At 67.5% G+C, this 25,872-nt stretch carries 21 protein-coding genes; 11 read left to right on the top strand and 10 right to left on the bottom strand.

Annotation, left to right across the window (positions count from 1 at the left end):
* The first annotated feature begins 48 nt into the window (after window positions 1-48).
* From E9536_RS26805 to E9536_RS26820, 4 genes are all read left to right on the top strand, one after another.
* Window positions 49-1,836: an acyl-CoA dehydrogenase C-terminal domain-containing protein gene (locus E9536_RS26805; RefSeq protein ID WP_060174887.1), complete on the top strand. Its 1,788-nt coding sequence runs from the start codon at window positions 49-51 to the stop codon at window positions 1,834-1,836.
* Window positions 1,837-1,948: 112 nt separating this feature from the next.
* On the top strand, window positions 1,949-4,384 hold the full coding sequence (locus tag E9536_RS26810; RefSeq protein WP_136471224.1) for a 3-hydroxyacyl-CoA dehydrogenase/enoyl-CoA hydratase family protein: 2,436 nt from the start codon (window positions 1,949-1,951) through the stop codon (window positions 4,382-4,384).
* A gap of 26 nt (window positions 4,385-4,410) precedes the next feature.
* Window positions 4,411-5,610 (top strand): acetyl-CoA C-acyltransferase, encoded by a 1,200-nt coding sequence (locus E9536_RS26815; RefSeq protein WP_027789158.1) that lies wholly within the window; start codon window positions 4,411-4,413, stop codon window positions 5,608-5,610.
* Window positions 5,611-5,702: 92 nt separating this feature from the next.
* A complete protein-coding gene (locus E9536_RS26820; protein WP_027789159.1) occupies window positions 5,703-6,470 on the top strand; it encodes an enoyl-CoA hydratase in 768 nt (255 codons plus the stop codon).
* A 51-nt stretch (window positions 6,471-6,521) separates the two neighbouring features.
* Here E9536_RS26820 and fdhD read toward each other — a convergent pair whose 3' ends face one another.
* Entirely contained in the window at window positions 6,522-7,358 is an 837-nt protein-coding gene (fdhD, locus tag E9536_RS26825) for a formate dehydrogenase accessory sulfurtransferase FdhD (RefSeq protein WP_136471226.1), read from the bottom strand.
* Window positions 7,359-7,479: 121 nt separating this feature from the next.
* On the opposite strand from fdhD, the gene E9536_RS26830 reads away from it, so the two are divergent.
* Entirely contained in the window at window positions 7,480-7,962 is a 483-nt protein-coding gene (locus E9536_RS26830) for a nitrate reductase associated protein (RefSeq protein WP_027789161.1), read from the top strand.
* A gap of 47 nt (window positions 7,963-8,009) precedes the next feature.
* On the opposite strand, the gene E9536_RS26835 is transcribed toward E9536_RS26830, so the two are convergent.
* Window positions 8,010-8,405, bottom strand: a complete 396-nt coding sequence (locus E9536_RS26835; RefSeq protein ID WP_027789162.1) for an acyl-CoA thioesterase — start codon at window positions 8,403-8,405, stop codon at window positions 8,010-8,012.
* 174 nt (window positions 8,406-8,579) lie between these two features.
* Between E9536_RS26835 and E9536_RS26845 the strand changes: the two genes are divergently transcribed.
* Complete coding sequence (locus tag E9536_RS26845; protein WP_136471228.1) at window positions 8,580-10,451, top strand: ABC transporter ATP-binding protein/permease; 1,872 nt, start codon at window positions 8,580-8,582, stop codon at window positions 10,449-10,451.
* A 280-nt stretch (window positions 10,452-10,731) separates the two neighbouring features.
* Here E9536_RS26845 and murU read toward each other — a convergent pair whose 3' ends face one another.
* Together murU and E9536_RS26855 are read right to left on the bottom strand one after the other, a co-directional pair.
* A complete protein-coding gene (gene murU / locus E9536_RS26850) occupies window positions 10,732-11,451 on the bottom strand; it encodes an N-acetylmuramate alpha-1-phosphate uridylyltransferase MurU (RefSeq protein ID WP_059699913.1) in 720 nt (239 codons plus the stop codon).
* Window positions 11,452-11,482: 31 nt separating this feature from the next.
* Entirely contained in the window at window positions 11,483-12,532 is a 1,050-nt protein-coding gene (locus tag E9536_RS26855) for a phosphotransferase (RefSeq protein ID WP_027789165.1), read from the bottom strand.
* Window positions 12,533-12,755: 223 nt separating this feature from the next.
* On the opposite strand from E9536_RS26855, the gene E9536_RS26860 reads away from it, so the two are divergent.
* From E9536_RS26860 to rsmA, 4 genes are read left to right on the top strand one after another with little or no spacing between them, the layout of a single operon-like run.
* Complete coding sequence (locus tag E9536_RS26860) at window positions 12,756-15,116, top strand: LPS-assembly protein LptD (protein ID WP_059699917.1); 2,361 nt, start codon at window positions 12,756-12,758, stop codon at window positions 15,114-15,116.
* A gap of 51 nt (window positions 15,117-15,167) precedes the next feature.
* The gene (locus E9536_RS26865; protein WP_027789167.1) at window positions 15,168-16,526 is read left to right on the top strand and encodes a peptidylprolyl isomerase; all 1,359 of its coding nucleotides are present in this window, start codon (window positions 15,168-15,170) and stop codon (window positions 16,524-16,526) included.
* A gap of 11 nt (window positions 16,527-16,537) precedes the next feature.
* The gene (pdxA, locus tag E9536_RS26870; protein ID WP_021161203.1) at window positions 16,538-17,527 is read left to right on the top strand and encodes a 4-hydroxythreonine-4-phosphate dehydrogenase PdxA; all 990 of its coding nucleotides are present in this window, start codon (window positions 16,538-16,540) and stop codon (window positions 17,525-17,527) included.
* A gap of 50 nt (window positions 17,528-17,577) precedes the next feature.
* Window positions 17,578-18,408 (top strand): 16S rRNA (adenine(1518)-N(6)/adenine(1519)-N(6))-dimethyltransferase RsmA, encoded by an 831-nt coding sequence (gene rsmA, locus E9536_RS26875; RefSeq protein ID WP_027789169.1) that lies wholly within the window; start codon window positions 17,578-17,580, stop codon window positions 18,406-18,408.
* Between the two features lie 124 nt (window positions 18,409-18,532).
* Here rsmA and E9536_RS26880 read toward each other — a convergent pair whose 3' ends face one another.
* The gene (locus E9536_RS26880) at window positions 18,533-19,465 is read right to left on the bottom strand and encodes a DMT family transporter (RefSeq protein ID WP_060357049.1); all 933 of its coding nucleotides are present in this window, start codon (window positions 19,463-19,465) and stop codon (window positions 18,533-18,535) included.
* 347 nt (window positions 19,466-19,812) lie between these two features.
* Here E9536_RS26880 and gloA point away from each other — a divergent pair, with 347 nt between their 5' ends.
* On the top strand, window positions 19,813-20,202 hold the full coding sequence (gene gloA / locus E9536_RS26885) for a lactoylglutathione lyase (RefSeq protein ID WP_059525951.1): 390 nt from the start codon (window positions 19,813-19,815) through the stop codon (window positions 20,200-20,202).
* 105 nt (window positions 20,203-20,307) lie between these two features.
* Here gloA and E9536_RS26890 read toward each other — a convergent pair whose 3' ends face one another.
* The 5 genes from E9536_RS26890 to glyQ are packed head-to-tail and all read right to left on the bottom strand — an operon-like array spanning window position 20,308 to window position 25,750.
* Window positions 20,308-21,195 (bottom strand): SprT family zinc-dependent metalloprotease, encoded by an 888-nt coding sequence (locus E9536_RS26890; RefSeq protein WP_027789172.1) that lies wholly within the window; start codon window positions 21,193-21,195, stop codon window positions 20,308-20,310.
* 46 nt (window positions 21,196-21,241) lie between these two features.
* Complete coding sequence (locus E9536_RS26895; protein WP_021161198.1) at window positions 21,242-22,006, bottom strand: lysophospholipid acyltransferase family protein; 765 nt, start codon at window positions 22,004-22,006, stop codon at window positions 21,242-21,244.
* Between the two features lie 43 nt (window positions 22,007-22,049).
* Window positions 22,050-22,613 carry a D-glycero-beta-D-manno-heptose 1,7-bisphosphate 7-phosphatase gene (gmhB, locus tag E9536_RS26900; protein ID WP_027789173.1) on the bottom strand — a complete coding sequence of 188 codons (564 nt, stop codon included), beginning with the start codon at window positions 22,611-22,613 and terminating at the stop codon, window positions 22,050-22,052.
* Between the two features lie 10 nt (window positions 22,614-22,623).
* Window positions 22,624-24,723, bottom strand: a complete 2,100-nt coding sequence (glyS, locus tag E9536_RS26905) for a glycine--tRNA ligase subunit beta (protein WP_060350316.1) — start codon at window positions 24,721-24,723, stop codon at window positions 22,624-22,626.
* A 22-nt stretch (window positions 24,724-24,745) separates the two neighbouring features.
* Window positions 24,746-25,750 (bottom strand): glycine--tRNA ligase subunit alpha, encoded by a 1,005-nt coding sequence (glyQ, locus tag E9536_RS26910; RefSeq protein ID WP_011885965.1) that lies wholly within the window; start codon window positions 25,748-25,750, stop codon window positions 24,746-24,748.
* Between the last annotated feature and the right edge of the window lie 122 nt (window positions 25,751-25,872).

Below are 25,872 nucleotides of genomic sequence, written 5' to 3' on the forward strand. Positions count from 1 at the left end.
TCCGCCCGCCAGGAGCTCGAGCCGTTTTGCCCACCTTTGGAGAGAGTCATGGGACAGTACGCCGCGCCGCTGCGCGACATGCAATTCGTGTTGCACGAGCTTCTGAACGTCGAAGCCGAAGTCAAGCAAATGCCCAAGCATGCGGACCTCGACGCCGACACGATCAACCAGGTCCTCGAGGAAGCGGGCAAGTTCTGCTCCGAGGTACTGTTCCCGCTGAACCAGGTCGGCGACCGCGAAGGCTGCACGTATGAAGGCGACGGCGTCGTGAAGACCCCGACCGGCTTCAAGGAGGCCTACCAGCAATACGTCGAGGCCGGCTGGCCGGCGCTCGGCTGCGATCCGGACTACGGCGGCCAGGGCCTGCCCGCGTTCGTGAACAACGCGCTCTACGAAATGCTGAACTCGGCGAACCAGGCATGGACGATGTATCCGGGCCTGTCGCACGGCGCGTACGAATGCCTGCACGCGCACGGCGCGCCGGAACTCCAGAAGCAATACCTGCCGAAGCTCGTGTCGGGCGAATGGACGGGCACGATGTGCCTGACCGAGCCGCACTGCGGCACCGACCTCGGCATCCTGCGCACCAAGGCCGAACCGAACGGCGACGGCTCGTACTCGATCAGCGGCACGAAGATCTTCATCTCGAGCGGCGAGCACGACATGTCGAAGAACATCATCCACCTCGTGCTCGCGCGCCTGCCGGACGCGCCGCAGGGCACGAAGGGGATCTCGCTGTTCATCGTGCCGAAGTTCATTCCGGACGCGTCGGGCGAGCCGGGCGAGCGCAACGGCATCAAGTGCGGCTCGATCGAGCACAAGATGGGCATCCACGGCAACTCGACGTGCGTGATGAACCTCGACGGCGCGAAGGGCTGGATGGTCGGCGAGCCGAACAAGGGCTTGAACGCGATGTTCGTGATGATGAATGCCGCGCGTCTCGGCGTCGGCATGCAGGGCCTCGGCCTCACGGAAGTCGCGTACCAGAACTCGCTCACGTACGCGAAGGAACGCCTGCAGATGCGTTCGCTGACGGGCCCGAAGGCACCGGACAAGCCGGCCGACCCGATCATCGTGCATCCGGACGTGCGTCGCATGCTGCTCACGCAGAAGGCCTATGCTGAAGGCGCGCGCGCGTTCACGTACTGGTCCGCGCTGCAGATCGACAAGGAACTGTCGCACGCCGACGAAGCGGTGCGCAAGGAAGCGGCCGATCTCGTCGCGCTGCTCACGCCGATCATCAAGGCGTTCCTGACCGACAACGCGTTCGAGTCGACCAACCACGCGATGCAGATCTACGGCGGCCACGGCTTCATCTCCGAGTGGGGCATGGAGCAGTACGTGCGCGACGCGCGGATCAACATGATCTACGAAGGCACGAACTCGATCCAGTCGCTCGACCTGCTGGGCCGCAAGGTGCTCGGCGACATGGGCGCGAAGCTGAAGAAGTTCGGCAAGCTCGTGACGGAATTCGCGGAAGCCGAAGGCGTGAAACCGGAAATGGCCGAGTTCATCAACCCGCTCGCCGACATCGGCGACAAGGTGCAGAAGCTGACGATGGAAATCGGCATGAAGGCGATGCAGAACCCCGACGAAGTCGGTGCCGCCGCCGTGCCGTACCTGCGCACCGTCGGCCACCTGGTGTTCTCGTACTTCTGGGCGCGCATGGCACGCCTCGCCCTCGACAAGGAAGCGTCGGGCGATCCGTTCTACAAGTCGAAGCTCGCGACGGCACGCTTCTACTTCGCGCGCCTGCTGCCCGAGACGGCGTCGACGATCCGCGCCGCACGCGCCGGTTCGAAGACGCTGATGGAAGTCGACGAATCGCTGTTCTGATGCGAGTCCGGGCAGGGCGCGAGGCGCGCCGCCCGGATGCATCGGTTCCTGGTACTCACTTCTCCGTGCAGCCCCAACCTCCGCGCTGCACGACACTATCCGGAGACATCCCGTGAGCAATTTCCTGATTCGCAAGGTCGCCGTGCTGGGCGCCGGCGTGATGGGCGCGCAGATCGCCGCGCACCTCATCAACGCGCGCGTGCCGGTGCTGCTGTTCGACCTGCCGGCCAAGGAAGGCCCGAAAAACGCGATCGCGCTGAAGGCGATCGAGAACCTGAAGAAGCTGTCGCCCGCGCCGTTCGGCGTGAAGGACGACGCGAAATACCTCGAAGCCGCGAACTACGAAGACGACATCGCGAAGCTCGCCGAGTGCGACGTCGTGATCGAAGCGATCGCCGAGCGGATGGACTGGAAGCACGACCTGTACAAGAAGGTCGCGCCGCACATCGCGCCGAACGCGATCTTCGCGACCAACACGTCGGGCCTGTCGATCACGAAGCTGTCCGAAGGTTTCTCGGACGAGCTGAAGTCGCGCTTCTGCGGCGTGCACTTCTTCAACCCGCCGCGCTACATGCACCTCGTCGAGCTGATCCCGACCGCGCATACGCGTCCGGAGATCCTCGACCAGCTCGAAACCTTCCTGACGAGCATCGTCGGCAAGGGCGTCGTGCGCGCGAAGGACACGCCGAACTTCATCGCGAACCGCGTCGGCATCTTTTCGATCCTCGCGGTGATCACCGAGGCCGCGAAGTTCGGCCTGCGCTTCGACGAAGTCGACGACCTGACGGGCAGCCGCCTCGGCCGCGCGAAATCGGCGACGTTCCGCACTGCGGACGTGGTCGGCCTCGACACGATGGCGCACGTGATCAAGACGATGCAGGACAACCTCGCCGACGATCCGTTCTTCCCGGTCTACCAGACGCCCGCCGTGCTCGCCGAACTGGTGAAGCAGGGCGCGCTCGGCCAGAAGACGGGCGGCGGTTTCTACAAGAAGGAAGGCAAGGCGATCAAGGTGCTCGACGCGAAGACGGGCACCTATGTCGACTCGGGCGCGAAGGCTGACGAAACCGTCGGCCGCATCTTGAAGCGCCCGCCGGCGGAACGCCTGAAGTTGCTGCGCGAGACGGACCATCCGCACGCGCAGTTCCTGTGGTCGATCTTCCGCGACGTGTTCCACTACATCGGCGTGCATCTCGAATCGATCGCCGACAACGCGCGCGACGTCGACCTCGCGATCCGCTGGGGCTTCGGCTGGAACGAAGGCCCGTTCGAAGGCTGGCAGGCCGCCGGCTGGAAGCAGGTCGCCGAGTGGGTGCAGGAAGACATCGCGGCCGGCAAGGCGCTCGCGAACGTGCCGCTGCCGTCGTGGGTGCTCGAAGGCGCGGTTGCCGAGAAGGGCGGCGTGCACACGGCCGAAGGCTCGTGGGCTCCGGCTGCGAAGCGCTTCGTGCCGCGTTCGGACCTCGCGGTCTACGCCAAGCAGGTATTCCGCGCGCCGCTGCTCGGCGAAGCGGGCGCCGATCCGAAGACGTACGGCAAGACGCTGTTCGAGACCGACGCGGTGCGCGCATGGGTCGACGATCGTGCGGGTGAAGACGACGTCGTGATCGTGTCGTTCAAGTCGAAGATGAACACGATCGGACCGAGCGTGATCGACGGCCTCGTGCAGGCGATCGAACTCGCGGAGAAAGACTACAAGGGCGTGGTGATCTGGCAGCCGACGTCGCTGAAGCTCGGCACGCCGGGCGGCCCGTTCTCGGCCGGCGCGAACCTCGAAGAGGCGATGCCCGCGTTCATGATGGGCGGCGCGAAGGGTATCGAGCCGTTCGTGAAGAAGTTCCAGGAAGGCATGCTGCGCGTGAAGTACGCGAACGTGCCGGTCGTCACGGCCGTGTCGGGCATCGCGCTCGGCGGCGGGTGCGAGCTGATGCTGCACAGTGCGAAGCGCGTCGTCCACGTCGAGAGCTACATCGGCCTCGTCGAAGTGGGTGTCGGCCTCGTGCCGGCGGGCGGTGGCCTGAAGGAAGCGGCGCTGCGCGCAGCGGACGCTGCGACGGCCGCGAACGCGACCACCGACATCCTGAAGTTCGTCACGAAGTCGTTCGAGAACGCGGCGATGGCGAAGGTCTCGGCCTCCGCGCACGATGCACGTGCGATGGGCTACGTGAAGCCGTCCGACACGATCGTCTTCAACGTGTTCGAACTGCTCGACACCGCGAAGAAGGAAGCGCGTGCGCTGGCCGCCACCGGCTACCGCGCACCGCTGCGTGCGAAGGACGTGCCGGTCGCTGGCCGCTCGGCGATCGCGACGATCAAGGCATCGCTCGTCAACATGCGTGACGGCCGCTTCATCAGCGACCACGACTACCTGATCGCGAGCCGCATCGCCGAAGCCGTGTGCGGCGGCGACGTCGAAGCCGGCAGCCTCGTCGACGAGCAGTGGCTGCTCGCGCTGGAGCGCCGCGCGTTCGTCGAACTGCTCGGCACGCAGAAGACGCAGGAACGGATCATGGGCATGTTGCAGACCGGCAAGCCGGTGCGTAACTGAGCGAGCGATAAGGCAAGGAGTCTCAAATGAGCAAACAATTGCAAGACGCATACATCGTCGCCGCCAGCCGCACGCCGATCGGCAAGGCTCCGCGCGGTGTCTTCAAGAACACGCGCCCGGACGAGCTGCTGGTCCACGCGATCAAGTCGGCGGTTGCGCAGGTGCCGGGCTTCGACACGAAGCTGATCGAGGACGCGATCATCGGCTGCGCGATTCCGGAAGCCGAACAGGGCCTGAACGTCGCGCGGATGGGCGCGCTGCTCGCGGGCCTGCCGCAGACGGTCGGCGGCGTGACGGTCAACCGCTTCTGCGCGTCGGGCATCACGGCGCTCGCGATGGCGGCCGACCGCATCCGCGTCGGCGAATCGGACGCGATCTTCGCGGGCGGCTGTGAATCGATGAGCATGGTGCCGATGATGGGCAACAAGCCGTCGATGTCGCCGCACATCTTCGATCGCAATGAAGACTTCGGCATCGCATACGGGATGGGCCTGACGGCCGAGCGCGTCGCCGAGCAGTGGAAGGTGAGCCGCGAAGACCAGGACGCGTTCTCGGTCGAATCGCACCGCAAGGCGCTTGCCGCGCAGCAGGCCGGCGAGTTCAACGACGAGATCGCCGCGTACACGATCACCGAGCGTTTCCCGAACCTCGCAACCGGCGAAGTCGACGTGAAGACGCGCGAGATCAAGCTCGACGAAGGTCCGCGCGCGGATACGTCGCTCGAAGGCCTCGCGAAGCTGCGCACGGTATTCGCGAACAAGGGCTCGGTCACGGCCGGCAACAGCTCGCAGACGTCGGACGGCGCGGGTGCGCTGCTCGTCGTGTCGGAGAAGGTGCTGAAGGAGTTCAACCTGACGCCGCTCGCGCGCTTCGTGAGCTTCGCGGTGCGTGGCGTGCCGCCGGAAATCATGGGTATCGGCCCGAAGGAAGCGATTCCGGCCGCGCTGAAGGCGGCCGGCCTGAAGCAGGACGATCTCGACTGGATCGAGCTGAACGAAGCGTTCGCCGCGCAATCGCTGGCGGTGATGCGCGATCTCGGCCTCGACCCGTCGAAGGTCAACCCGATGGGCGGCGCGATCGCACTCGGCCACCCGCTCGGCGCGACCGGCGCGATCCGCGCGGCGACCGTCGTGCACGGCCTGCGCCGCCGTAACCTGAAGTACGGGATGGTCACGATGTGCGTCGGCACCGGCATGGGTGCCGCGGGCATCATCGAACGCCTGTAAGCAGGACACGACGCAAAGCGACGACGGTGCGCGGGCCACAAGCTTGCGCACCGTTTTTTCGTTCCGGTAGAGGAAAGTCAAAGGAGACGGTTGTGGCTGAAATTCAAGTGGAACGCGCCGAAGGCGTGATGACGATCACGATCTCGCGCCCGGCGAAGAAGAACGCGCTGACGGCGGCGATGTACCAGACGATGGCCGATGCGCTCGCCGACGCGCAGGAAGACAAGGCGATCCGCGTGATCCTGCTGCGCGGCAGCGACGGCAATTTCACCGCGGGGAACGATCTCGAGGATTTCATGAAGGCGCCGCCGAAGGACGACACCGCTCCGGTGTTCCAGTTCCTTGCGCGGATCAGCACCGCGAGCAAGCCGATCGTGGCCGCCGTGCCGGGCCTCGCGATCGGCGTCGGCGTGACGATGCTGCTGCACTGCGATCTGGTGTACGCAGCCGACACCGCGACGTTCTCGCTGCCGTTCGCGCAGCTCGGCCTGTGCCCGGAAGCTGCGTCGAGCGTGCTGCTGCCGCGCCTGGCCGGCCATCAGGTCGCCGCCGAGAAGCTGCTGCTCGGCGAGGCGTTCGACGCGCTGGAAGCGCACCGGATCGGCATCGTCAACCGCGTGCTGCCGGCGGCCGAGCTCGACGCGTTCGCGGCGAAGCAGGCGGCGAAGCTCGCGGCGCTGCCTGCGGCGTCGCTGCGCGTGACGAAGGCGCTGCTGAAGGATACGGGCGGTGTGGCGACGTCCGCGCGGATGGCCGAGGAGGCGGGCCACTTCGCCGCGATGCTGCGCGCGCCCGAAGCGCGCGAGGCGATGACGGCGTTCTTCGAGAAGCGCAAGCCGGATTTCCGTCAGTTCGACTGACGGAGCAGGCCGTGCCGGCGATGGCTCGCCGGCGCGCCGCCGCGAACGCGATCAGGCCGTGCCGTAGTCGACGTGGCCGGTTTCGCGGCAGAAGCTGACGAGCCGCAAGCCGGCCGCTTTTGCGATTTCGATCGCGAGCGACGACGGCGCGGAGATCGTCGCCACCATCGGGATGCCGACCCGTGCGGCCTTGCGCACGAGCTCGTAGCTCGCGCGGCTCGACAGGAACACAAAGCCGTCGGTCGCGTCGGCGCGCGACAGCACGAGCGAGCCGATCAGCTTGTCGAGCGCGTTGTGGCGGCCGACGTCCTCGAACGCCATCCGGATCGCGCCTGTTGCGTCGCACCACGCGGCCGCGTGCAGGCCGCCCGTGAGCCGCGTGAGCGCCTGATGCGCCGGCAGCGCCTGCGCCGCGCGCGTCAGCGCGTCGGGGGCGAGGCGCGCGAGAAAGCCTGTATCGGGCACGCGTTCGGGCGCGAGGTCGAGCAGGTCGATGCTTTCGATCCCGCATACGCCGCAGCCGGTGCGCCCCGCGAGCGCGCGGCGCCGGTCCTTCAGCGCGGCGAACGCCTGCTGGACGACCTCCAGGTGGACTTCCGCATGCGGCAGCGGGGAGTCGGCGTGCAGGATCACCTCGATGTCCTTGATGTCGCTGCCGCGCGCGACGATCCCTTCCGAGATCGCGAAACCGACCGCGAATGCTTCGAGGTCGCACGGCGTACACATCATCACCGCGTGCGAGATGCCGTTGAAGACGAGGGCGACGGGCCATTCCTGGCCCACGTAGTCGTGCGCGGTCTCGACGGCGCCGCCGCGCGTGCGGCGCACGGACAGTTCGATCGCGCCGCGCGGTTCGTCGCGCATTTCACCGGATTCGGTCGGATTCACGAGCACTCCCGTTGATTCGGCGCGCGGGCGGCGGCATTCGTATCCGCCGCCCGCGCGCAGAGGTTCTAAAATACCCCAGGCAAGCCGGCCGCGCCGGCATCCGCCACATCAGGTAACGATCATGGGACTCAGCGACGCTCCACTGCTATTCGCCTTCGAACACGAATCGTCGGAAAACTTCACGTACATCCCGATGATCGTGCGTTTCAATCTCGACCGTTTCGGTCTGCGGATTTCGCTCGAGCAGTGGCAACTGCTGCCGCTCGAGGACCGCAAGCTGCTCGCACGCTTTCCGGCCGACGACGACACCGCGATCGAGCCCAACTTCGATCACGCGCTGTTCGAAATGCTGCGTACGCACGCGGATCTGGAGCCCTCGTGGTTCCAGCCGGACGAGCAGCCGGCCTGGCGTGCCACCGACATCGTGCCGGAGTCGCTCGTGCAGCAGAGCGCGCTGGCCGGGCTGACGGCGCCCGGGCTCGCGCAGTGGCAGCGGCTTGCGCCGTTCCAGCGCTACGTGCTGGTGAAGCTGTCGCGCAAGCCGAAGCTGAACCACGATTTCCTGCCCGCGATGCGGGAGTTCGGGCTGACGGCCACGCACTGAGGTGGCCGCAGCCGGGTGGAGGGCGAGCGCCGCTCGGCGCTCGTCCGTCAGAGCGGCGGCAGTTGCCGCGGCTTGCGGTCGGGGCCGGTCGCGACGTAGGTGAGCGTCGCTTCGGTGACCTTCACGATTTCACCCATCAGGCGCATGCGCTGCGCGTACACCTCGACGTCGACCGTGATCGACGTGTTGCCGGTGCGCATGATGGTCGCGTAGAAGCTCAGCAGATCGCCGACGAACACCGGCTGCTTGAACACGAACGAGTTGACCGCGACCGTCGCGACGCGACCGTTCGCGCGCTGGCTCGCGGGGATCGAGCCGGCGATGTCGACCTGCGACATGATCCAGCCGCCGAACACGTCGCCGTGGACGTTCGCGTCGTGCGGTTGCGGGACGACGCGCAGCGCGGGCTGTTTTTGCGGGAGTTCGAGGGTCGAATCGGTCATGGCGGGGGCTTTCATCCTGTAAGAAACATACCGCCGCGCGCAGGCCGGCCGGCGAGGGCGCCGGCAGCGGCGCGAAGCGGCTTCTGCGACAATACAACGTTCGCAAATTGTACGAGAAAGTGAGCGAGCCGGCCGCCGATCACGCGCCCGGCACCGCCGCCGATCCTTCCCCTCATGCGCCGATTTCCTGCTTCCGGCGAGCCCGCGCCGGCTTCGACCGGGCCCCGCAACGACTGGCAGACCATCCGGTCGCTGCTGCCGTACCTGACCACCTACAAATGGCGCGTCGCGCTCGCGCTCGGCTGCCTGATCGGCGCGAAGGTCGCGAACCTCGGCGTGCCGGTCGTGATGAAGCGCATCGTCGACCACCTGTCCTACGTCCAGCAGATCACCGCGCTCGGCCGCGCCGAACAGTCGGCCGGCATCGTGCTCGCGGGCGGCGTCGGGTTGCTGGTCGTCGCCTATGCGCTCGTGCGGCTGTCGACGTCGCTGTTCACCGAGCTGCGCGAGATCCTGTTCTCGAAGGTCACCGAGAGCGCGGTGCGCCAGCTCGCGCTGCAGGTGTTCCGGCACCTGCACGGGCTGTCGCTGCGGTTCCATCTCGAACGCCAGACGGGCGGCATGTCGCGCGACATCGAGCGCGGCACGCGCGGCATCCAGCAACTGATCTCGTATTCGCTGTACAGCATCCTGCCGACGCTCGTCGAGGTCGGGCTCGTGCTCGGCTTCTTCGTGGTCAAGTACGAGGCCTATTACGCGTACGTGACGTTCGCGGCGCTGGTCACGTACATCGTGTTCACGGTGAAGGTCACCAACTGGCGTACGCATTTCCGCCGCACGATGAACGAACTCGATTCGCGCGCGAACTCACGGGCGATCGATTCGTTGATCAACTACGAGACGGTCAAGTATTTCGGCAACGAGGAGTGGGAGGCGCAGCGCTACGACGAGAATCTCAAGCGCTACCGGAAGGCCGCGATCCGCTCGCAGAATTCGCTGTCGGTGCTGAACTTCGGCCAGCAGGCGATCATCGGCACGGGGCTCGTGTTCATCCTGTGGCGCGCGACGCAGGGCGTGCTCGCGGGCAAGCTGACGCTCGGCGATCTCGTGCTGATCAACACGTTCATGCTGCAGCTGTACATTCCGCTGAACTTTCTCGGCGTCGTCTATCGCGAGCTGAAGCAGAGCCTCACCGACATGGACCGGATGTTCGGGCTGCTGTCGGCCGCGAAGGAAGTGGCCGACCTGCCCGATGCGCGGCCGCTCGCGGTCGCCGGCGCGCAGGTGCGCTTCGAGCACGTGAATTTCGCGTACGAGGCGTCGCGGCCGATCCTGCACGACGTGTCCTTCACGATCGACGCGGGCACGACGACCGCGGTGGTCGGCCACAGCGGCTCCGGGAAGTCGACGCTGTCGCGGCTGCTGTTTCGTTTCTACGATCTCGACCGGCAGGTGGGCGGCGCGATCCGGATCGACGGCCAGGATATCCGCGACGTCACGCAGGATTCGTTGCGTGCGTCGATCGGGATCGTGCCGCAGGACACCGTGCTGTTCAACGACTCGATCTACTACAACATCGCGTACGGCCGACCGAGCGCGACCCGCGACGAGGTGATCGCGGCCGCGCGCGCCGCGCACATCCACGATTTCATCGAAAGCTTGCCGAAGGGTTATGACACGCCGGTCGGCGAGCGCGGGCTGAAGTTGTCTGGCGGCGAGAAGCAGCGCGTCGCGATCGCGCGCACGCTGTTGAAGGATCCGCCGGTGCTGCTGTTCGACGAGGCGACTTCGGCGCTCGATTCGCGCTCGGAGCGGGCGATCCAGCACGAGCTCGACCAGATCGCGCGGCATCGCACGACGCTCGTGATCGCGCACCGGCTGTCGACGGTCGTGCACGCGCAGCAGATCCTCGTGATGGATCACGGGCGGATCGTCGAGCGCGGCACGCACGACGAACTCGTGCGCGCCGACGGGTTGTATGCGCAGATGTGGGCGCTGCAGCAGCAGCGCGCGGCGGCGGGCGGGGAAGAGGCCGAGGCCGCGTAGGCTCGGGTATTGCGCGGTGCGCGGCAGGAACGGGCGGTGTGGTGCCGTCAGGGCCGGGTGACTCGGCGGAGCGTCGGCGACATCGGATCCTGGAGCTTGGTCCGGCGCCGGTCGGTCGCGCGGTCGTTGACGAGTCGGGGTATCGACCGCCGAACCGCCGAACCGCCGAACCGCCGAACCGCCGAACCGCCGAACCGCCGCTCAGCCGCTCAGCCGCTCAGCCGCTCAGCCGCTCAGCGGCTCAGCCACCCAGCCACCCAGCCACCCAGCCACGAAACGATCAGCCCGCGGCGCGCAGCCGCGCGTCGAGCTCGCCGAGCTGCGCGGGCGTGCCGACGTTCTCCCAAATACCTTCGTACAGTTCGCCGCTCGCGCGGCCGGCTTCGATCGCCGCGCGATAGTACGGCGTCAGCGCGCGCCGCGTGCCGGGCGCGAGATCGCGGAACATCCGCGTGTCGTACAGGCCGATGTTGCCGAACGTGAAGCGCGCGGCGCCGTCGAGCGCCAGGCGGCCGTCGTCGCCGAGCGCGAAGTCGCCGGCCGGGTGGAACGGCGGGTTCGGCACCATCACGAGGTGCATCGCCGGCGCGTCGAGCGCGGCCATCCGGGCGGCGCGCGGCGCGAGCGTCCGGTAGTCGAAGGCGCAGTACACGTCGCCGCTGACCGCCGCGAACACGGCCGGTTGTCCGTCGCGCTCGAGCAGCGGCAACGCCTGCGCGATGCCGCCCGCGGTTTCCAGTGCCTCGCCTTCGGCCGAGTACGCGAGCCGTACGCCCCAGCGCGACCCGTCGCCGAGCGCAGCCTCGATCTGTTCGCCGAGCCACGCGTGGTTGATCACGATCGTCTCGATACCCGCGCGTGCGAGCGCTTCGATCTGCCACGCGATCAGCGGCTTGCCGCCCGCTTCGAGGAGCGGCTTCGGGCGGGTGTCGGTGAGCGGGCGCATCCGTTCGCCGCGCCCGGCGGCGAAGATCATCGCCGTCGTCAGGGTGTTGCTCATGTTCGGCCGGGTGTCAGGAGAGTCGGAACGATCAGAACGTATAGCCCACGTCGGCCGGCGCGTTGCCCTCGAGCTCGTCGAGCAGCTTCGCGAACGGCACGAGCGGGCGGTAGCGCAGCGCGACCTTGCGCGCATACGCGATGAAGCGCGGCAGGTCGTTCAGGTAATGGGGCTTGCCGTCGCGGTAATTGATGCGCGCGAACAGGCCGAGCACCTTGATGTGGCGCTGCAGCCCCATCCATTCGAGCTGGCGGTAGAACTCGCCGAAATCGGGATCGACCGGCAGCCCGGCCTTTTTCGCCTTTTCCCAGTAGTACGCGAAGCAGTCGAGCTCGAACTCCTCGTCCCAGCTGATGAAGGCGTCGCGCAGCAGCGACACGACGTCGTACGTCAGCGGCCCGTAGACGGCGTCCTGGAAGTCGAGGATGCCCGGGTTCGGCTCGCACACCATCAGGTTGCGCGGCATGAAGTCGCGCAGCATGAAACCCTGCGGCTGCGCGTGGGCGCTCGCGACCAGCAGCGCGAAGGTGCGGTCGAGCGTGCCACGCATCGCGTCGGTGACGGGCTTGCCGAGGTGGCGGCCGACGAACCATTCGGGCATCAGCTCCATCTCGCGGCGCAGGAACGCCTCGTCGAACGGCGGCAGCACGTCGGGTTTCGACGTGAGCTGGAAGCGGATCAGCGCGTCGAGTGCTTCGCGCATCAGCGGTTTCGCGGCGGCCGGGTCGGCCGGATCGAGCACCGAGATGTACGGCGTGCGGCCGAGATCGGTCACGAGCATGAAACCCGCGTCGAAATCGTGGGCCAGCACGTCCGGCACGTGGTCGCCGGCCGCGGCGAGCAGCTGCGCGACCTGGACGAACTCGCGGCACTTCTCGGGCGGCGGCGCGTCGACGGCGATCAGCGTGCCGCCGGCGCTCGTGGCCGACGCAATCCGGAAATAGCGGCGGAAACTGGCGTCCGACGATGCGGGCGCGAGGGTCGACAGGTCGAGCGCGTAGCGCTCGGCGAGCGGGTGCAGCCACGCGGTGAGCGCTTCGAGGCGGGCGTCGGGCTGGGATGCGGCGGATGGGGGCGTCATGAAACTCGGAGGAGGGGGGAACGTCTTGCCATATAATACCCCACGACTTTTTTGACGCACCCCGCGTCAGCTTTCCGCCGTGCAGGCCCGCCGCCTGTCGCGCCGCCACCCGATCGCCTCCCCGGTTTGCGCTCAGCCGCAGTCGCGGTGCGACGGCGCGGCCCGCCGTGCGCGAATGTGCCGCGACGGCGCGGCTGACAAGGGGCGATTCGCCAAACGATAGATGCCGCCCAAACCGCTATTCCCGAATGTTTTCCCCGGTGACGGGGTGCCGCGCAAACGGCGGCTCGCGCTCGCGCTCCTGGCCGTGCCCGGCCTCGTGCCGGCCGTGTCGTACGCGCAGCTGTCGGGCGCGGCCGCGCAGCCGCAGCCGCTCGACTCGCCGTGGGATCTGCGTCTCGCGCCCCAGCTCGAGGATCGTCCGCTGAAGGAGGGCGCGAAGCCGGCCGCCTTCGTGATCGCCGACCACACGAGCGGCACCGCCGAGCAGGATCTCGCCGCGAAGGGTTCGGCCGAGCTGCGGCGCGGTGACGCCGTCGTGAAGGCCGACGCGATCCACTACGATCAGGATACCGACATGGCCGATGCGTACGGCCAGGTCAGGGTGATCAATTCCGGCACGTCGTTCGCGGGCCCCGAGGCGCACCTGAAGATCGAGGCGAACCAGGGCTTCATGACGGCGCCGAAGTATCACTTCAACGTGACGGGCGGCTCGGGCAGCGCGGAGCGTGTCGACATGGTCGACAACGAGCGCTCGGTGTTCGTCAACGGGACCTATACCGCGTGCCAGTGCTCGACGAACCCCGCGTGGTACATCAAGGGCAGCCGCTTCGACTTCGATACGGGCGCCGACGAAGGCACCGCGCGCAACGGCGTGCTGTTCTTCCAGGGCGTGCCGATCTTCGCGAGCCCGTGGATGACGTTCCCGCTGTCGGGCGAGCGGCGCAGCGGCCTGCTGCCGCCGACGTTCTCGGTGAACTCGAGCAACGGCTTCGAGCTGACGCTGCCGTACTACTTCAACATCGCGCCGAACCGCGACCTGACGCTCACGCCGCGCATCATCTCGCGGCGCGGCGTGATGACCGAGGCGACGTTCCGCTACCTGTCGCCGTCGTATTCGGGCACGTTCACGGCCAATTACCTGCCGGATGACCGGCTCGAGCACCGCAACCGCTACGCGATCTACTGGCAGCACCAGCAGAACTTCGGCGGCGGTTTCGGCGGCTACGTCTACTACAACAAGGTCTCGGACAATCTGTATCCCGAGCAACTGGGTTCGTCGAACCAGTTCATCAACGGGACGCAGACGCTGTACCAGCAGGAAGCGGGCCTCACGTACAACAACGGCCCGTGGTCGGTGCTCGCGCGCTACCAGCACTGGCAGACGCTGCCGCCGTCGATCGCGCCGTACAGCCGCGAGCCGCAGTTGAACGTGAAGTACACGAAGTACAACGTCGGCGGCTTCGACTTCGGCGCGGAAGCCGACTATTCGCGGTTCCGCATCACGACGGCCGACGCGACCGAAGGCGACCGGGTCGTCTTCAACCCGTACATCGCGTACGGCGTGTACGGCCCCGGCTACTTCGTCGTGCCGAAGGTCCAGTACCACTTCGCGTCGTACGACCTGAACTACCTGTCGTCGAAAACGCCGAACAGCCCGAAGCGCTTCACCGAGTCGATCCCGACCGTGAGCTTCGATTCGGGCCTGATCTTCGACCGCTCGGTGCGCCTGTTCGGCCAGGATTTCATCCAGACCCTCGAGCCGCGCCTGTACTACGTGTACACGCCGTATCGCGACCAGTCGAACGCGCCGCTGTTCGACACCGCGGAATCGGACTTCGGCCTCGCGGAGATCTACCAGCCGAACACGTTCGTCGGCAACGACCGGATCGCCGATGCGAACCGCATCACGGCCGGCCTGACGTCGCGCTTCATCGATCCGCGCACCGGCGACGAGCGTGCGCGTTTCGTGATCGCGCAGCAGTACTACTTCGCCGATCAGCGCGTCACGCTGAATGCCGGGCAGAGTGCGGTGCTGGCGCGCCACTCGGACCTGATCGTCGGGGCCGCGCTGAAGCTCGGTTCGGGTTTCATGTCCGAGACGGCGTTCCAGTACAACCAGAACAACAACCAGCTCGTGAAGTCGAGCGTCGGTTTCGGCTACAGCCCGGGCGAGCGCCGCGTGATCAACGTCGGCTACCGCTATACGCGTGCGAACACCACGCTCGACAACCAGCCGATCAACCAGTTCCTGGTGTCCGCGCAATGGCCGCTCACGCGCCGCCTGTATGCGATCGGCCGCTTCAACTACGATCTCGCCGGCGATCGCGTGGTCGACGGTCTGGTCGGCTTACAATACGACGCGGATTGCTGGGCGCTCGGGGTCGGGGTGCAGCGGGCGGCGAACGGCATCAATTCGTCCGGACAGCAGAATTCGTCGACGCGCTTCATGATGCAGCTCACGCTCAAGGGCCTGTCGACCGTCGACAACGGCCTCGTGTCCGCGTTCCGCGCCGGGGTGCCGGGCTACACGCCGCTGCCGCCGCCGCCGCCGCCGATGTCCCGCTTCAGCAACTACGAGTAACGCCGGCTTGTCTGCACCGGTCAGCACGATTTCAATGGAGTTCCAGTGGCAATGAAGAAAACCCTTCGTTTCGCGGCAGTCGTGTCCAGCCTCGCTGCGGCGGCCGCGCTGCTCGCCTCTGCGCCGGCCGCGGCGCAGGCGCTCGGTTCGCAAGGTGCGCAGCTCGCCGACGAAGTCGTCGCGGTCGTCAACAACGACGTGATCACCGGCCGCGAACTCGACCAGCGTGCCGGCCTGATCGCGCGCCGGCTGCAGCAGCAGAACGCCCCCGTGCCGCCGACCGACCAGTTGCGCGCGCAGGTGCTGAACCAGATGGTGCTCGAGCGTATCCAGGTGCAGAAGGCCAAGGACGACGGGATCCGCATCGACGACGCGACGGTACAGTCCACGCTGCAGCGCCTCGCGCAGGCGAACGGCATGACGCTCGACCAGTACCGCGCGCGTCTCGAGGCGCAAGGCGTGCCCTGGAGCATCTTCACGAGCGATGCGCGCACCGAACTGATGCTGTCGAAGCTGCGCGAGCGCGAGGTCGACGGCAAGATCACCGTGTCGGACGCCGAGGTCGCGAACTACATCGCGAGCCAGCGCGGGCCGAACGCGTCGCAGCAGCAGGACCTGCGCTTCCAGCACATCTTCATCAAGGCACCGACCAACGCGCCGCAGGCCGACATCGAAGCCGCGCAGAAGAAGGCTGACGCGCTGCTGCAGCAGGCGAAGTCGGGTGCCGATTTCGAGAAGCTCGCGAAGAACAATTCGGAAGCGAACGACGCGAAGAAGGGCGGTGACCTCGGCTTCAAGTCGCCGAGCGCGCTGCCGGCCGACGTCGTCGACGCCGCATCGAAGCTGCGCCCGGGCCAGGTCAACCCGACGCTGATCCGCGTGCCGGACGGCTTCGAGATCGTGCGTCTCGTCGATCGTCGCCAGAGCCAGGGCGCGTCGGCCGCGGCACCGAAGATCGTCCAGACGCACGTGCGCCACATCCTGTTGCGCGTGGGCGAAGGCAAGTCCGAAGGCCAGGCGCGCCAGCAACTGGCCGACATCCGCAACCAGGTCGAGGCCGGCGGCGATTTCGCGAAGTTCGCGCGCACGTATTCGCAGGACGGTTCGGCGTCGCAGGGCGGCGATCTCGGCTGGATCAGTCCGGGCGAGACCGTGCCGGAATTCGAGCGCGCGATGAACAACCTGCAGGACGGCCAGATCAGCCAGCCGATCCGTACCGAGTACGGCTATCACCTGATCCAGGTGCTGGGCCGCCGCGAAGCGGAAGGTTCGGTGCAGCAGCAGATGGATATCGCGCGTCAGGCGATCGGCCAGCGCAAGGCCGAGCAGGCGTATGCCGACTGGCTGCGCGAGCTGCGCGATTCGTCGTACGTACAGTACAAGATCGGCGGCGTCGGCCCGGCGAACTGAGCGAGCTTCCGATGACCACGCCCGCGCTGCAGATCGCGATCACGACCGGCGAACCCGCGGGGGTCGGCCCGGAACTGACCGTGCAGGCGCTGCGTGATGCCGCGCAGCGCTGGCCCGACGCGCATTTCACCGTGCTCGGCGATGCGGCGCTGCTCGACGCGCGTGCGGCGGCCGTCGGCGCCGACCGGGCCACGCTGGCCGGCAGCGGGCCGGTGTCGGTCGCGCATCACGCGCTCGCCGTGCCCGCGCAGGCGGGCAGGCTGGACGCGGCGAACGGCCCTTACGTGCTCGGGCTGCTCGACGCGGCAATCGACGGCGCGCTGGCGGGCCGGTACGACGCGATCGTCACCGCGCCGTTGCAGAAGAGCACGATCAACGATGCGGGCGTGCCGTTCACCGGCCATACCGAGTACCTAGCGGAGCGCACGCATACGCCGCGTGTCGTGATGATGCTGGCCGGTACCGGCCACCGGCCGCTGCGCGTGGCGCTCGCGACCACGCACCTGCCGCTGAAGGACGTGTCGGCCGCACTGACGGTCGACGGGCTCGTCGAGACGCTCGCGATCATCGATCGCGACCTGCGGCGCGACTTCGGTCTCGCCGCGCCGCGCATTCTCGTGACGGGCCTGAACCCGCACGCGGGCGAGAACGGTTATCTCGGCCGCGAGGAGATCGACGTGATCTCGCCGGCACTGGCCCGCGCGAACGCGCAGGGCATCGACGCGCGCGGCCCGTATCCGGCCGACACGCTGTTCCAGCCGCGTCACCTCGCCGATGCCGATTGCGTGCTCGCGATGTTCCATGACCAGGGCCTGCCCGTGCTGAAGTACGCGACGTTCGGCGAGGGCATCAACGTGACGCTCGGGCTGCCGATCATCCGTACGTCGGTCGATCACGGCACGGCACTCGATCTGGCCGGCACGGGCCGCGCGGATCCGGGCAGCATGATCGCCGCGCTCGACACGGCCGTCACGATGGCGCGCCATCGCCGCACCGCCTGAGGCGGCCCGGCTTTTACCTCATTCGTCGTATTTTTCGTTTTACTCAGTCGATGTCGAACAGCAGACAGCACCAAGGCCATTTCGCGCGCAAGCGCTTCGGGCAGAACTTCCTCGTCGATCACGGCGTGATCGACTCGATCGTCGCGACGATCGGCCCCGCGCGCGGCCAGCGCATGGTCGAGATCGGCCCCGGGCTCGGCGCGCTGACCGAGCCGCTGATCGCGCGCCTCGCGACGCCCGAGTCGCCGCTGCATGCGGTCGAGCTCGACCGCGACCTGATCGGGCGCCTGCAGCAACGCTTCGGCGCGCTGCTCGAACTGCATGCGGGCGACGCGCTCGCGTTCGACTTCCGCTCGCTCGCGGCACCCGGCGACAAGCCGTCGTTGCGGATCGTCGGCAACCTGCCGTACAACATTTCCAGCCCGCTGCTGTTTCACCTGATGACGTTCGCCGACGCGGTCATCGACCAGCACTTCATGCTGCAGAACGAAGTCGTCGAACGGATGGTCGCGGAGCCGGGCACGAAGGCGTTTTCGCGTCTGTCGGTGATGCTGCAGTACCGCTACGTGATGGAAAAGATGCTCGACGTGCCGCCGGAATCGTTCCAGCCGCCGCCGAAGGTCGATTCGGCGATCGTCCGGATGATTCCGTACGAGCCGCACGAACTGCCGGATGTCGATCCCGGGCTGCTCGGCGAAATCGTCACCGCGGCGTTCTCGCAGCGCCGCAAGATGCTGCGCAATACGCTCGGCGACTATCGCGAGACGATCGATTTCGATGCGCTCGGCTTCGATCTCGCGCGCCGTGCGGAGGATGTGAGCGTGGCCGAGTACGTCGGCGTGGCGCAGGCGCTGGCGAAGGTGCGCAAGGCCGCGGAGTAACGGCAGCGCGTGCGTCATGCGCGCGTCGCACGCCGGCTCGAGGTTCACGAGGCTGCCCTGGCGGGCAGCCTTTTTCATTTTCCCCGCGTCGTTTTCGTCGATGCCGGGCCGCGACCGGGTGTCGTTACGCGCGCCGACGCGGCGGCGCGTTGACGAGCGCGATGCCCGTCAGCACGAGCGCGGCCGCCGACATGAAGCGCCAGCCGACCGATTCGCCGAGCAGCAGCACGCCGAACGCAACGCCGAACAGCGGCGACAGGAACGTGAAGACGGACAGTCGTGACGCGCTGTAGCGCGTCAGCAGCCAGAACCACGACAGGTAGCTGACGAACGCGACGATCACCGACTGGTACGCGAGGCTCGCGACCGCGACCGGCGTGACGTGCGCGAACGACACCTGGCCGAACAGTGCGGCCAGCGCGACCAGCACGACTGCCGATACCGCGAGCTGGTAGAACAGCGTCTTGCTCGCGCTCGCCCGTGCGAGCGCCGTCGAGCGTACGACGACGGTCGTCGCGGCCCACATCGCGCCGCCGAGGATCCCGAGCGCGTCGCCGGCGAGCCCGGCCAGCACGGATGCGCCGGGGGCGCGCGGCTTCAGGAAGCCGTCCGCGAACGCGAGCGCGATGCCGGCGAATGCCAGGCCGACGCCGGCCCACTGCGTGCGTTGCAGCCGTTCGCCGGGTGCGAACAGGTGCAGGCCCAGCGCGGTGAAGCACGGCGCCGTGTACAGGAAGATCGCCATGTGCGACGCGCTCGTCAGCGTCAGCCCGAAGAACACGCAGATGAATTCGCCGGCGAACAGCGCGCCGGCCGCGAGGCCCGCGCCGAACGTGCCGTCCGCCTGAAACAGCGGCGTACCGCGCGAACGGGCCCAGCCCCACAGCAGCGCCGCCGCGATCACCGAGCGCAGCCCGGCCTGGAACATCGGCGCGATCGCGGCGTTCGTGCTCTTGATCGCGACCTGCTGGAAGCCCCAGATCGCGCACAGCAGCAGCATCAGGCCGACGGCGCGCATGTCGAGCGCGCGGCGCACGGGGGCAGCGAGTGCACTCATCGGCGAACCTCGCCGGTTCGGTGCGGCGGCTGCGAGATCGGGAGGGGGGCGCATCCGGCGCGCTCGAATCGGCGGTGTCGCACGGCAGTGTGGCGGTAGGGGGAGTGGGTGGTCGCGTTCGGGCGGTGGGTCGCATGCCCGCTTTTGGTGCGAGGTGGAAGGATGTTACCCGATCCGCTCGGTAGCCGGCGAGCAGGGGCGTGCTGTTTTCCGCGTTGCCCTTGCGCCGGCAGGCGTTACCCGCCGGGCGTCCCCGGCCAGGCGCCCCGAGCTGGGCGCCCCCGGCGAAGTTCACCCGACTCTGGTAGAGTTCCCGGTTCTGGAAAGTCCCCACAGGAGTACAACACATGCGATTGCTGCATACGATGCTGCGAGTCGGCGATCTCGACCGCTCGATCAAGTTCTACACCGAATTGCTCGGCATGAAGGTGCTGCGCCGCGACGACTATCCGGAAGGCAAGTTCACGCTCGCATTCGTCGGCTACGGCGATGAAAGCAACAACACGGTGATCGAACTGACCCATAACTGGGATACCCCGTCCTACGACCTCGGCACGGGTTTCGGCCATCTGGCGCTGGAAGTCGACGACGCGTACGCGGCCTGCGACAGGATCAAGGCGCAAGGCGGCAAGGTCACGCGCGAAGCGGGCCCGATGAAGCACGGCACGACCGTGATCGCGTTCGTCGAGGATCCGGACGGTTACAAGATCGAGTTCATTCAGAAAAAGGCGCACTGAGCGCCGGATGAACCGGGCCGTGGCGTGCGATGTGCGCGGCGGCAAAAAAGGGCGATGCGGAATGACCCGCATCGCCCTTTTTCGTGGGCGGCGAAGCCGTGCGCGTCAAAGCGACGGCAGCAGCTCGGGCGGGTGATGCTTGAGCGTGTGGCGCGCTTCGCGGAACTCGGGGAAGATCGACTCGACGGTCTGCCAGAAGGCCGGGCTGTGGTTCATTTCGCGCAGGTGCGACAGCTCGTGCGCGACGACGTAGTCGATGATCGACATCGGGAAATGGATCAGCCGCCAGTTCAGGCGGATCTTGCCGTCGCTCGAGCAACTGCCCCAGCGCGTCGCGGCCGACGACAGCGCATACATCGAATACGTGACGCCGAGCTTCTCCGCGTACACCGCGAGGCGTTCACCGAAGATCCGCCGGGCTTCGCCCTGCAGCCAGCCCTGCACGCGATCCTTGATCTGCTGCATGTCGGCCTGCACGGGCAGCGGCAGCGAGAGCCGCAACGCATCGGCGTCGAATGCGACGGCGCCCGCGCCGAGCGCGATCGTCACCGTCTTGCCGAGATAGGGCAGCTGCGCGCCGTCGCGCCAGTCGATCTGCGGCAGCGCGCGCTGCTCGGTGCGCGTCTTCCACTCGGCGAGCTTCGCGAAGATCCAGCGTTGTTTCTCGGCGATCGCGGCTTCGATGTCGGCGAGCGTGACCCAGCGCGGCGCGGTGATCGACAGCCCGCTGCCGTCGATCGTGAAGCCGATCGTCCGGCGCGCCGAGCGCTTCAGGCGGTATTCGAGCACGCGGCTGTCGAGTGCGAACGTCCGCACGCGCGAGCGGTCGGGCGCGGGGCCCGGATCGAGGGGCGCAGCGGGGGCCGCTTCGGTCGGCGCGGGCGGGGCAGCGGGCGCCGACGGCGCGGCGGCCGGCCCGTCGAAGAGCGGCAGATCCATCTGGCGATGATCGAGGGCCACGACGGCAGGCCGTGGCCGCGGACGCTGTTTCATCAGTTCGCTTCTTTTTGTCGTACGCAACGGCTGCCACCCGGGGGCGTCAGACACGCGCGGCATCGCGCGTGCCGGCGTTGCCCGCCTGGCGATACGAATCCGGATCGATCCGGCGCATTTCCGCTTCGATCCATGCTTCGACCTGCGAGTTCAATGCATCGGGCGTCAGCCCCTCGCTGGGAATCGGCTTGCCGATCGACACGGTGACGACGCCCGGGAATTTCGTGAACGAGTTGCGCGGCCACACCCGGCCTGCATTGTGCGCGATCGGTACGACGGGTGCGCCGGTTTCGATCGCGAAGCGCGCGCCACCCGTCTTGTACTTGCCCTGCTTGCCGACCGGCGTGCGCGTGCCTTCCGGGAACATGATCATCCATGCGCCTTCCGACAGGCGCTTCTTGCCCTGGCGGATCACCGACGTGAACGCGTTCTTGCCTTCCTTGCGGTTGATGTTGACCATGTGCAGCAGCCCGAGCGCCCAGCCGAAGAACGGCACGTACAGCAGCTCGCGCTTGAACACGTAGCAGAGCGGTTTCGGCATCAGCGCGGGAAACGCGAGCGTTTCCCATGCGGACTGGTGCTTCGACAGCAGCACGGCCGGGCCGTCGGGCAGGTTCTCGTAGCCTTCGATCCGGTAGCGGATGCCGTTCAGCCAGCGCACGACCCACAGCGTGGACTTGCACCAGCCGGCCGCCATCCAGTAGCGCGCGTCGGCGCGCATGAACGGAAAGGCGATGAAGCACGCGGTGGCGTACGGCACCGTGTACACGACGAAGTAGATCAGCAGCAGCAGGGAGCGGACGAAGCGCATCGGCGTAAGTCTGGCGTTAGGGAGGATGCGCGCGGCGGCCGCATCACTCGTGTTCGTGTGAAAGGAAATCGAGCGCGAACGCGCGCAGGTCGTCGTGGACCTTCGTGCCGGGCGGCAGGTTGCCGGCGGCGAGCGTCTTCTTGCCCTTGCCGGTGAGCACGAGGTACGGCTGGAAGCCGACCGCGACGCCGGCCTGCAGGTCGCGCAGCGAATCGCCGACCACCGGCGTGTGATCGGGATCGATCTCGAAGCGCTCGGCGATCATCTGCATCATCCCGGGTTTCGGCTTGCGGCAGTCGCAGTGATCCTCGGCCGTGTGCGGGCAGAAGAACACCGCGTCGATCCGCGCGCCGACCGCGGCCGCCGCGCGATGCATCTTCAGGTGCATCTCGTTGAGCGCGGCCATGTCGAACAGCCCGCGACCGATGCCGGACTGGTTGGTCGCGACGACCACGCGATACCCCGCGTGGTTGAGCCGGGCAATCGCCTCGAGGGCGCCGGGCAGCGCGATCCATTCGTCGGGCGTCTTGATGAACGCATCCGAATCGACGTTGATCACGCCGTCCCGGTCGAGGACGACGAGCTTTCGGTTGGGGCTGGTCGGCATCGTGCGGCCCTTATGCGGCGAGCTTCGAGATGTCGGCGACGCAGTTCATCTGCTGGTGCAGCGCGGACAGCAGCGCGAGACGGTTCGCGCGCAGTGCCGGATCTTCCGCGTTGACCATCACGTCGTTGAAGAACGTGTCGACCGGTGCGCGCAGCGCGGCGAGCGCCGACAGCGCGCCCGTGTACGCACGCGCCTCGAGCTGCGACTGCACGTGCGGCGTCACGGCCGCGAGCTGTTCGTGCAGCGCCTTCTCGGCGGCCTCGACGAGCAGCGTCGGCTGCACCGCACCGTTCGCGCCGCCGTCCGACTTCTTCAGGATGTTCGAGATCCGCTTGTTCGCGGCCGCGAGTGCTTCGGCTTCCGCGAGGTGCGTGAATTCGCGCACCGCGTCGAGGCGCGCGACGAGATCGTCGACGCGCGTCGGGTTCAGGCTCAGCACCGCATCGATTTCGCCGGCCGAATAGCCGCGCTCGCGCAGCAGGCCGCGCAGGCGATCCATGAAGAACGCGAGGATCGCGTCGGTCGATTCGGCGACGCCCGGCACGCCTTCGAAGCGTGCATGGGCCGTGCGCAGCAGCGACACGAGATCGAGCGGCAGCTGCTTCTCGAGCAGCAGGCGCAGCACGCCGAGTGCGTGGCGGCGCAGCGCGAACGGATCCTTCTCGCCGGTCGGCGCGAGGCCGATCCCCCAGATGCCGACGATCGTCTCGAGCTTGTCGGCGAGCGCGACGGCAGTCGACACGGGCGTGGTCGGCAGTGCGTCGCCGGAGAAACGCGGCTGGTAGTGCTCGGCGCAGGCGAGCGCGACGTCGTCGGCTTCGCCGTCGTGGCGCGCGTAGTACGTGCCCATCGTGCCCTGCAGTTCCGGGAACTCGCCGACCATGTCGGTCAGCAGGTCGGCCTTCGCGAGGCGCGCGGCGCGCTTCGCGTGCGCGGCGTCGGCGCCGATCGCGGGGGCGATCTCGCCGGCCAGCGCCTCGAGGCGCTCGACGCGCGCGAGCGCCGAACCGAGCTTGTTGTGATACACGACGTTCGCGAGCTGCGGCACGCGGTCGGCGAGCGGCTTCTTCTTGTCCTGCTCGAAGAAGAACTTCGCATCGGCGAGGCGCGGGCGCACGACGCGCTCGTTGCCTTCGATGATCTCGCCCGGCGTCTTCGTCTCGATGTTCGACACGATCAGGAAGCGCGAGCGCAGCTTGCCGCCGACGTCGGTCAGCGCGAAATACTTCTGGTTCGTCTGCATCGTGAGGATCAGGCATTCCTGCGGAACCTGCAGGAATTCGTCCTCGAAGCGGCACGGGTAGACGACCGGCCATTCGACCAGCGACGTCACTTCGTCGAGCAGTGCTTCGGGCATCACGACGGTATCGCCGTTCGCGTGTTCGTTCAGCTGCGTGCGGATCGTTTCGCGGCGATCGGCGAAGTGCGCGATCACGCGGCCCTTGTCGCGCAGCGTGTCGGCGTACGCGCGCGCATGCTGGATCGCGACGAGGCCGTCGGACAGGAAGCGGTGGCCGAGCGTCGTGTCGCCGGCGTCGACGCCGAATGCGGTGACGGGCACGATGCGGTCGTCGTGCAGCACCGTCAGGCGATGCACCGGGCGCACGAACTTCACGTCGGAGCCGTCCGGGCGCTGGTAGGTCATCACCTTCGGGATCGGCAGCTTCTCGAGCGTTTCGTCGAGCGCGGCCTGCAGGCCGTCGGCGAGCGTCGCGCCGGCTGCCGAATAGTTGATGAAGAACGCTTCGGCCTTGCCGTCCTGCGCGCGCTCGAGATCGGCGATCGACAGGTTCGGGTGGCCGAGCGCCGCGAGCTTCTTCGCGAGCGGGGCGGTCGGCTTGCCTTCGGCGTCGAGCGCGACCGACACGGGCAGGACCTTTTCGCGGACCTGCTTTTCAGGCGCGACGGCGCGCACGTTCTGCACGACGACAGCGAGGCGGCGCGGCGTGGCGTAGCGTTCGAACACGAGTTCGCCGTCGACGAGGTCGCGTGCCGCGAGGCGTTGCGCGAGGCCTTCGGCGAATGCGTCGCCGAGGCGCGCGAGGGCCTTCGGCGGCAGCTCTTCGGTCAGCAGTTCGACGAGCAGGGGGGCGGGATGATTGTGCGTCATGTCTGGATTGAATCTCGTCTCGTCAGTCCTGATCGATCTTGCGTTCGACCTTGAGCGGCGGCGCCCATGCCGGCTGGGCGGCGTCCTGGGCGTCGGTGGTGAGGCCCGGCACGCCCGGCGGGTTGCCGAGCATCGGGAAGCCGAGCTTCTCGCGCGAGTCGTAGTAGGCCTGTGCGACGAGACGCGACAGCGCGCGGATGCGGCCGATGTATGCCGCGCGTTCGGTGACCGAGATCGCGCCGCGCGCGTCCAGCAGGTTGAACGTGTGGCCGGCCTTGAGCACGAGCTCGTACGCGGGCAGCGCGAGCTGCGCGTCGATCATCTTCTTCGCTTCCGCTTCGTAGCTGTTGAAGAACGTGAACAGCAGGTCGACGTTCGCGTGCTCGAAGTTGTAGGTCGACTGCTCGACCTCGTTCTGGTGGTAGACGTCGCCGTACGACAGGCGGCGCAGCTCGGGGCCGTTCGGGCCTTGCTCTTCCCACTCGGTCCACACGAGGTCGTACACGTTCTCGACCTTCTGCAGGTACATCGCGAGGCGCTCGAGGCCGTACGTGATCTCGCCGAGCACCGGCTTGCAGTCGAGGCCGCCGACCTGCTGGAAATACGTGAACTGCGTGACTTCCATCCCGTTCAGCCACACTTCCCAGCCGAGGCCCCACGCGCCGAGCGTCGGGTTTTCCCAGTCGTCCTCGACGAAGCGCACGTCGTTCTGCTGCAGGTCGAAGCCGAGTGCCTCGAGCGAGCCGAGGTACAGGTCGAGGATGTTTTCCGGTGCCGGCTTGAGCACGACCTGGTACTGGTAGTAGTGCTGCAGGCGGTTCGGGTTCTCGCCGTAGCGGCCGTCCTTCGGGCGGCGCGACGGCTGCACGTACGCGGCGCGCCACGGCTCGGGGCCGACCGCGCGCAGGAACGTGTGCACGTGCGACGTGCCTGCACCGACTTCCATGTCGATGGGCTGGAGCAGGGCGCAACCCTGCTTGTCCCAGTAGGACTGCAGCGTCAGGATGATTTGCTGAAACGTAAGCATGAAGAGCCTTCGTGGCGCTGGCGCTCCGTTGCGGCCGACTCTCCGGGCGGGGCCCGGAGAGTCGGCTCGCGCGGCGGCGCGGCTTGTTAGTGTGCTGAAACGCGTAATTTTACCGGATCGGC

It is taken from the genome of Burkholderia sp. LS-044, from assembly GCF_004803625.1.
Taxonomy (GTDB): Bacteria; Pseudomonadota; Gammaproteobacteria; order Burkholderiales; family Burkholderiaceae; genus Burkholderia; species Burkholderia cepacia.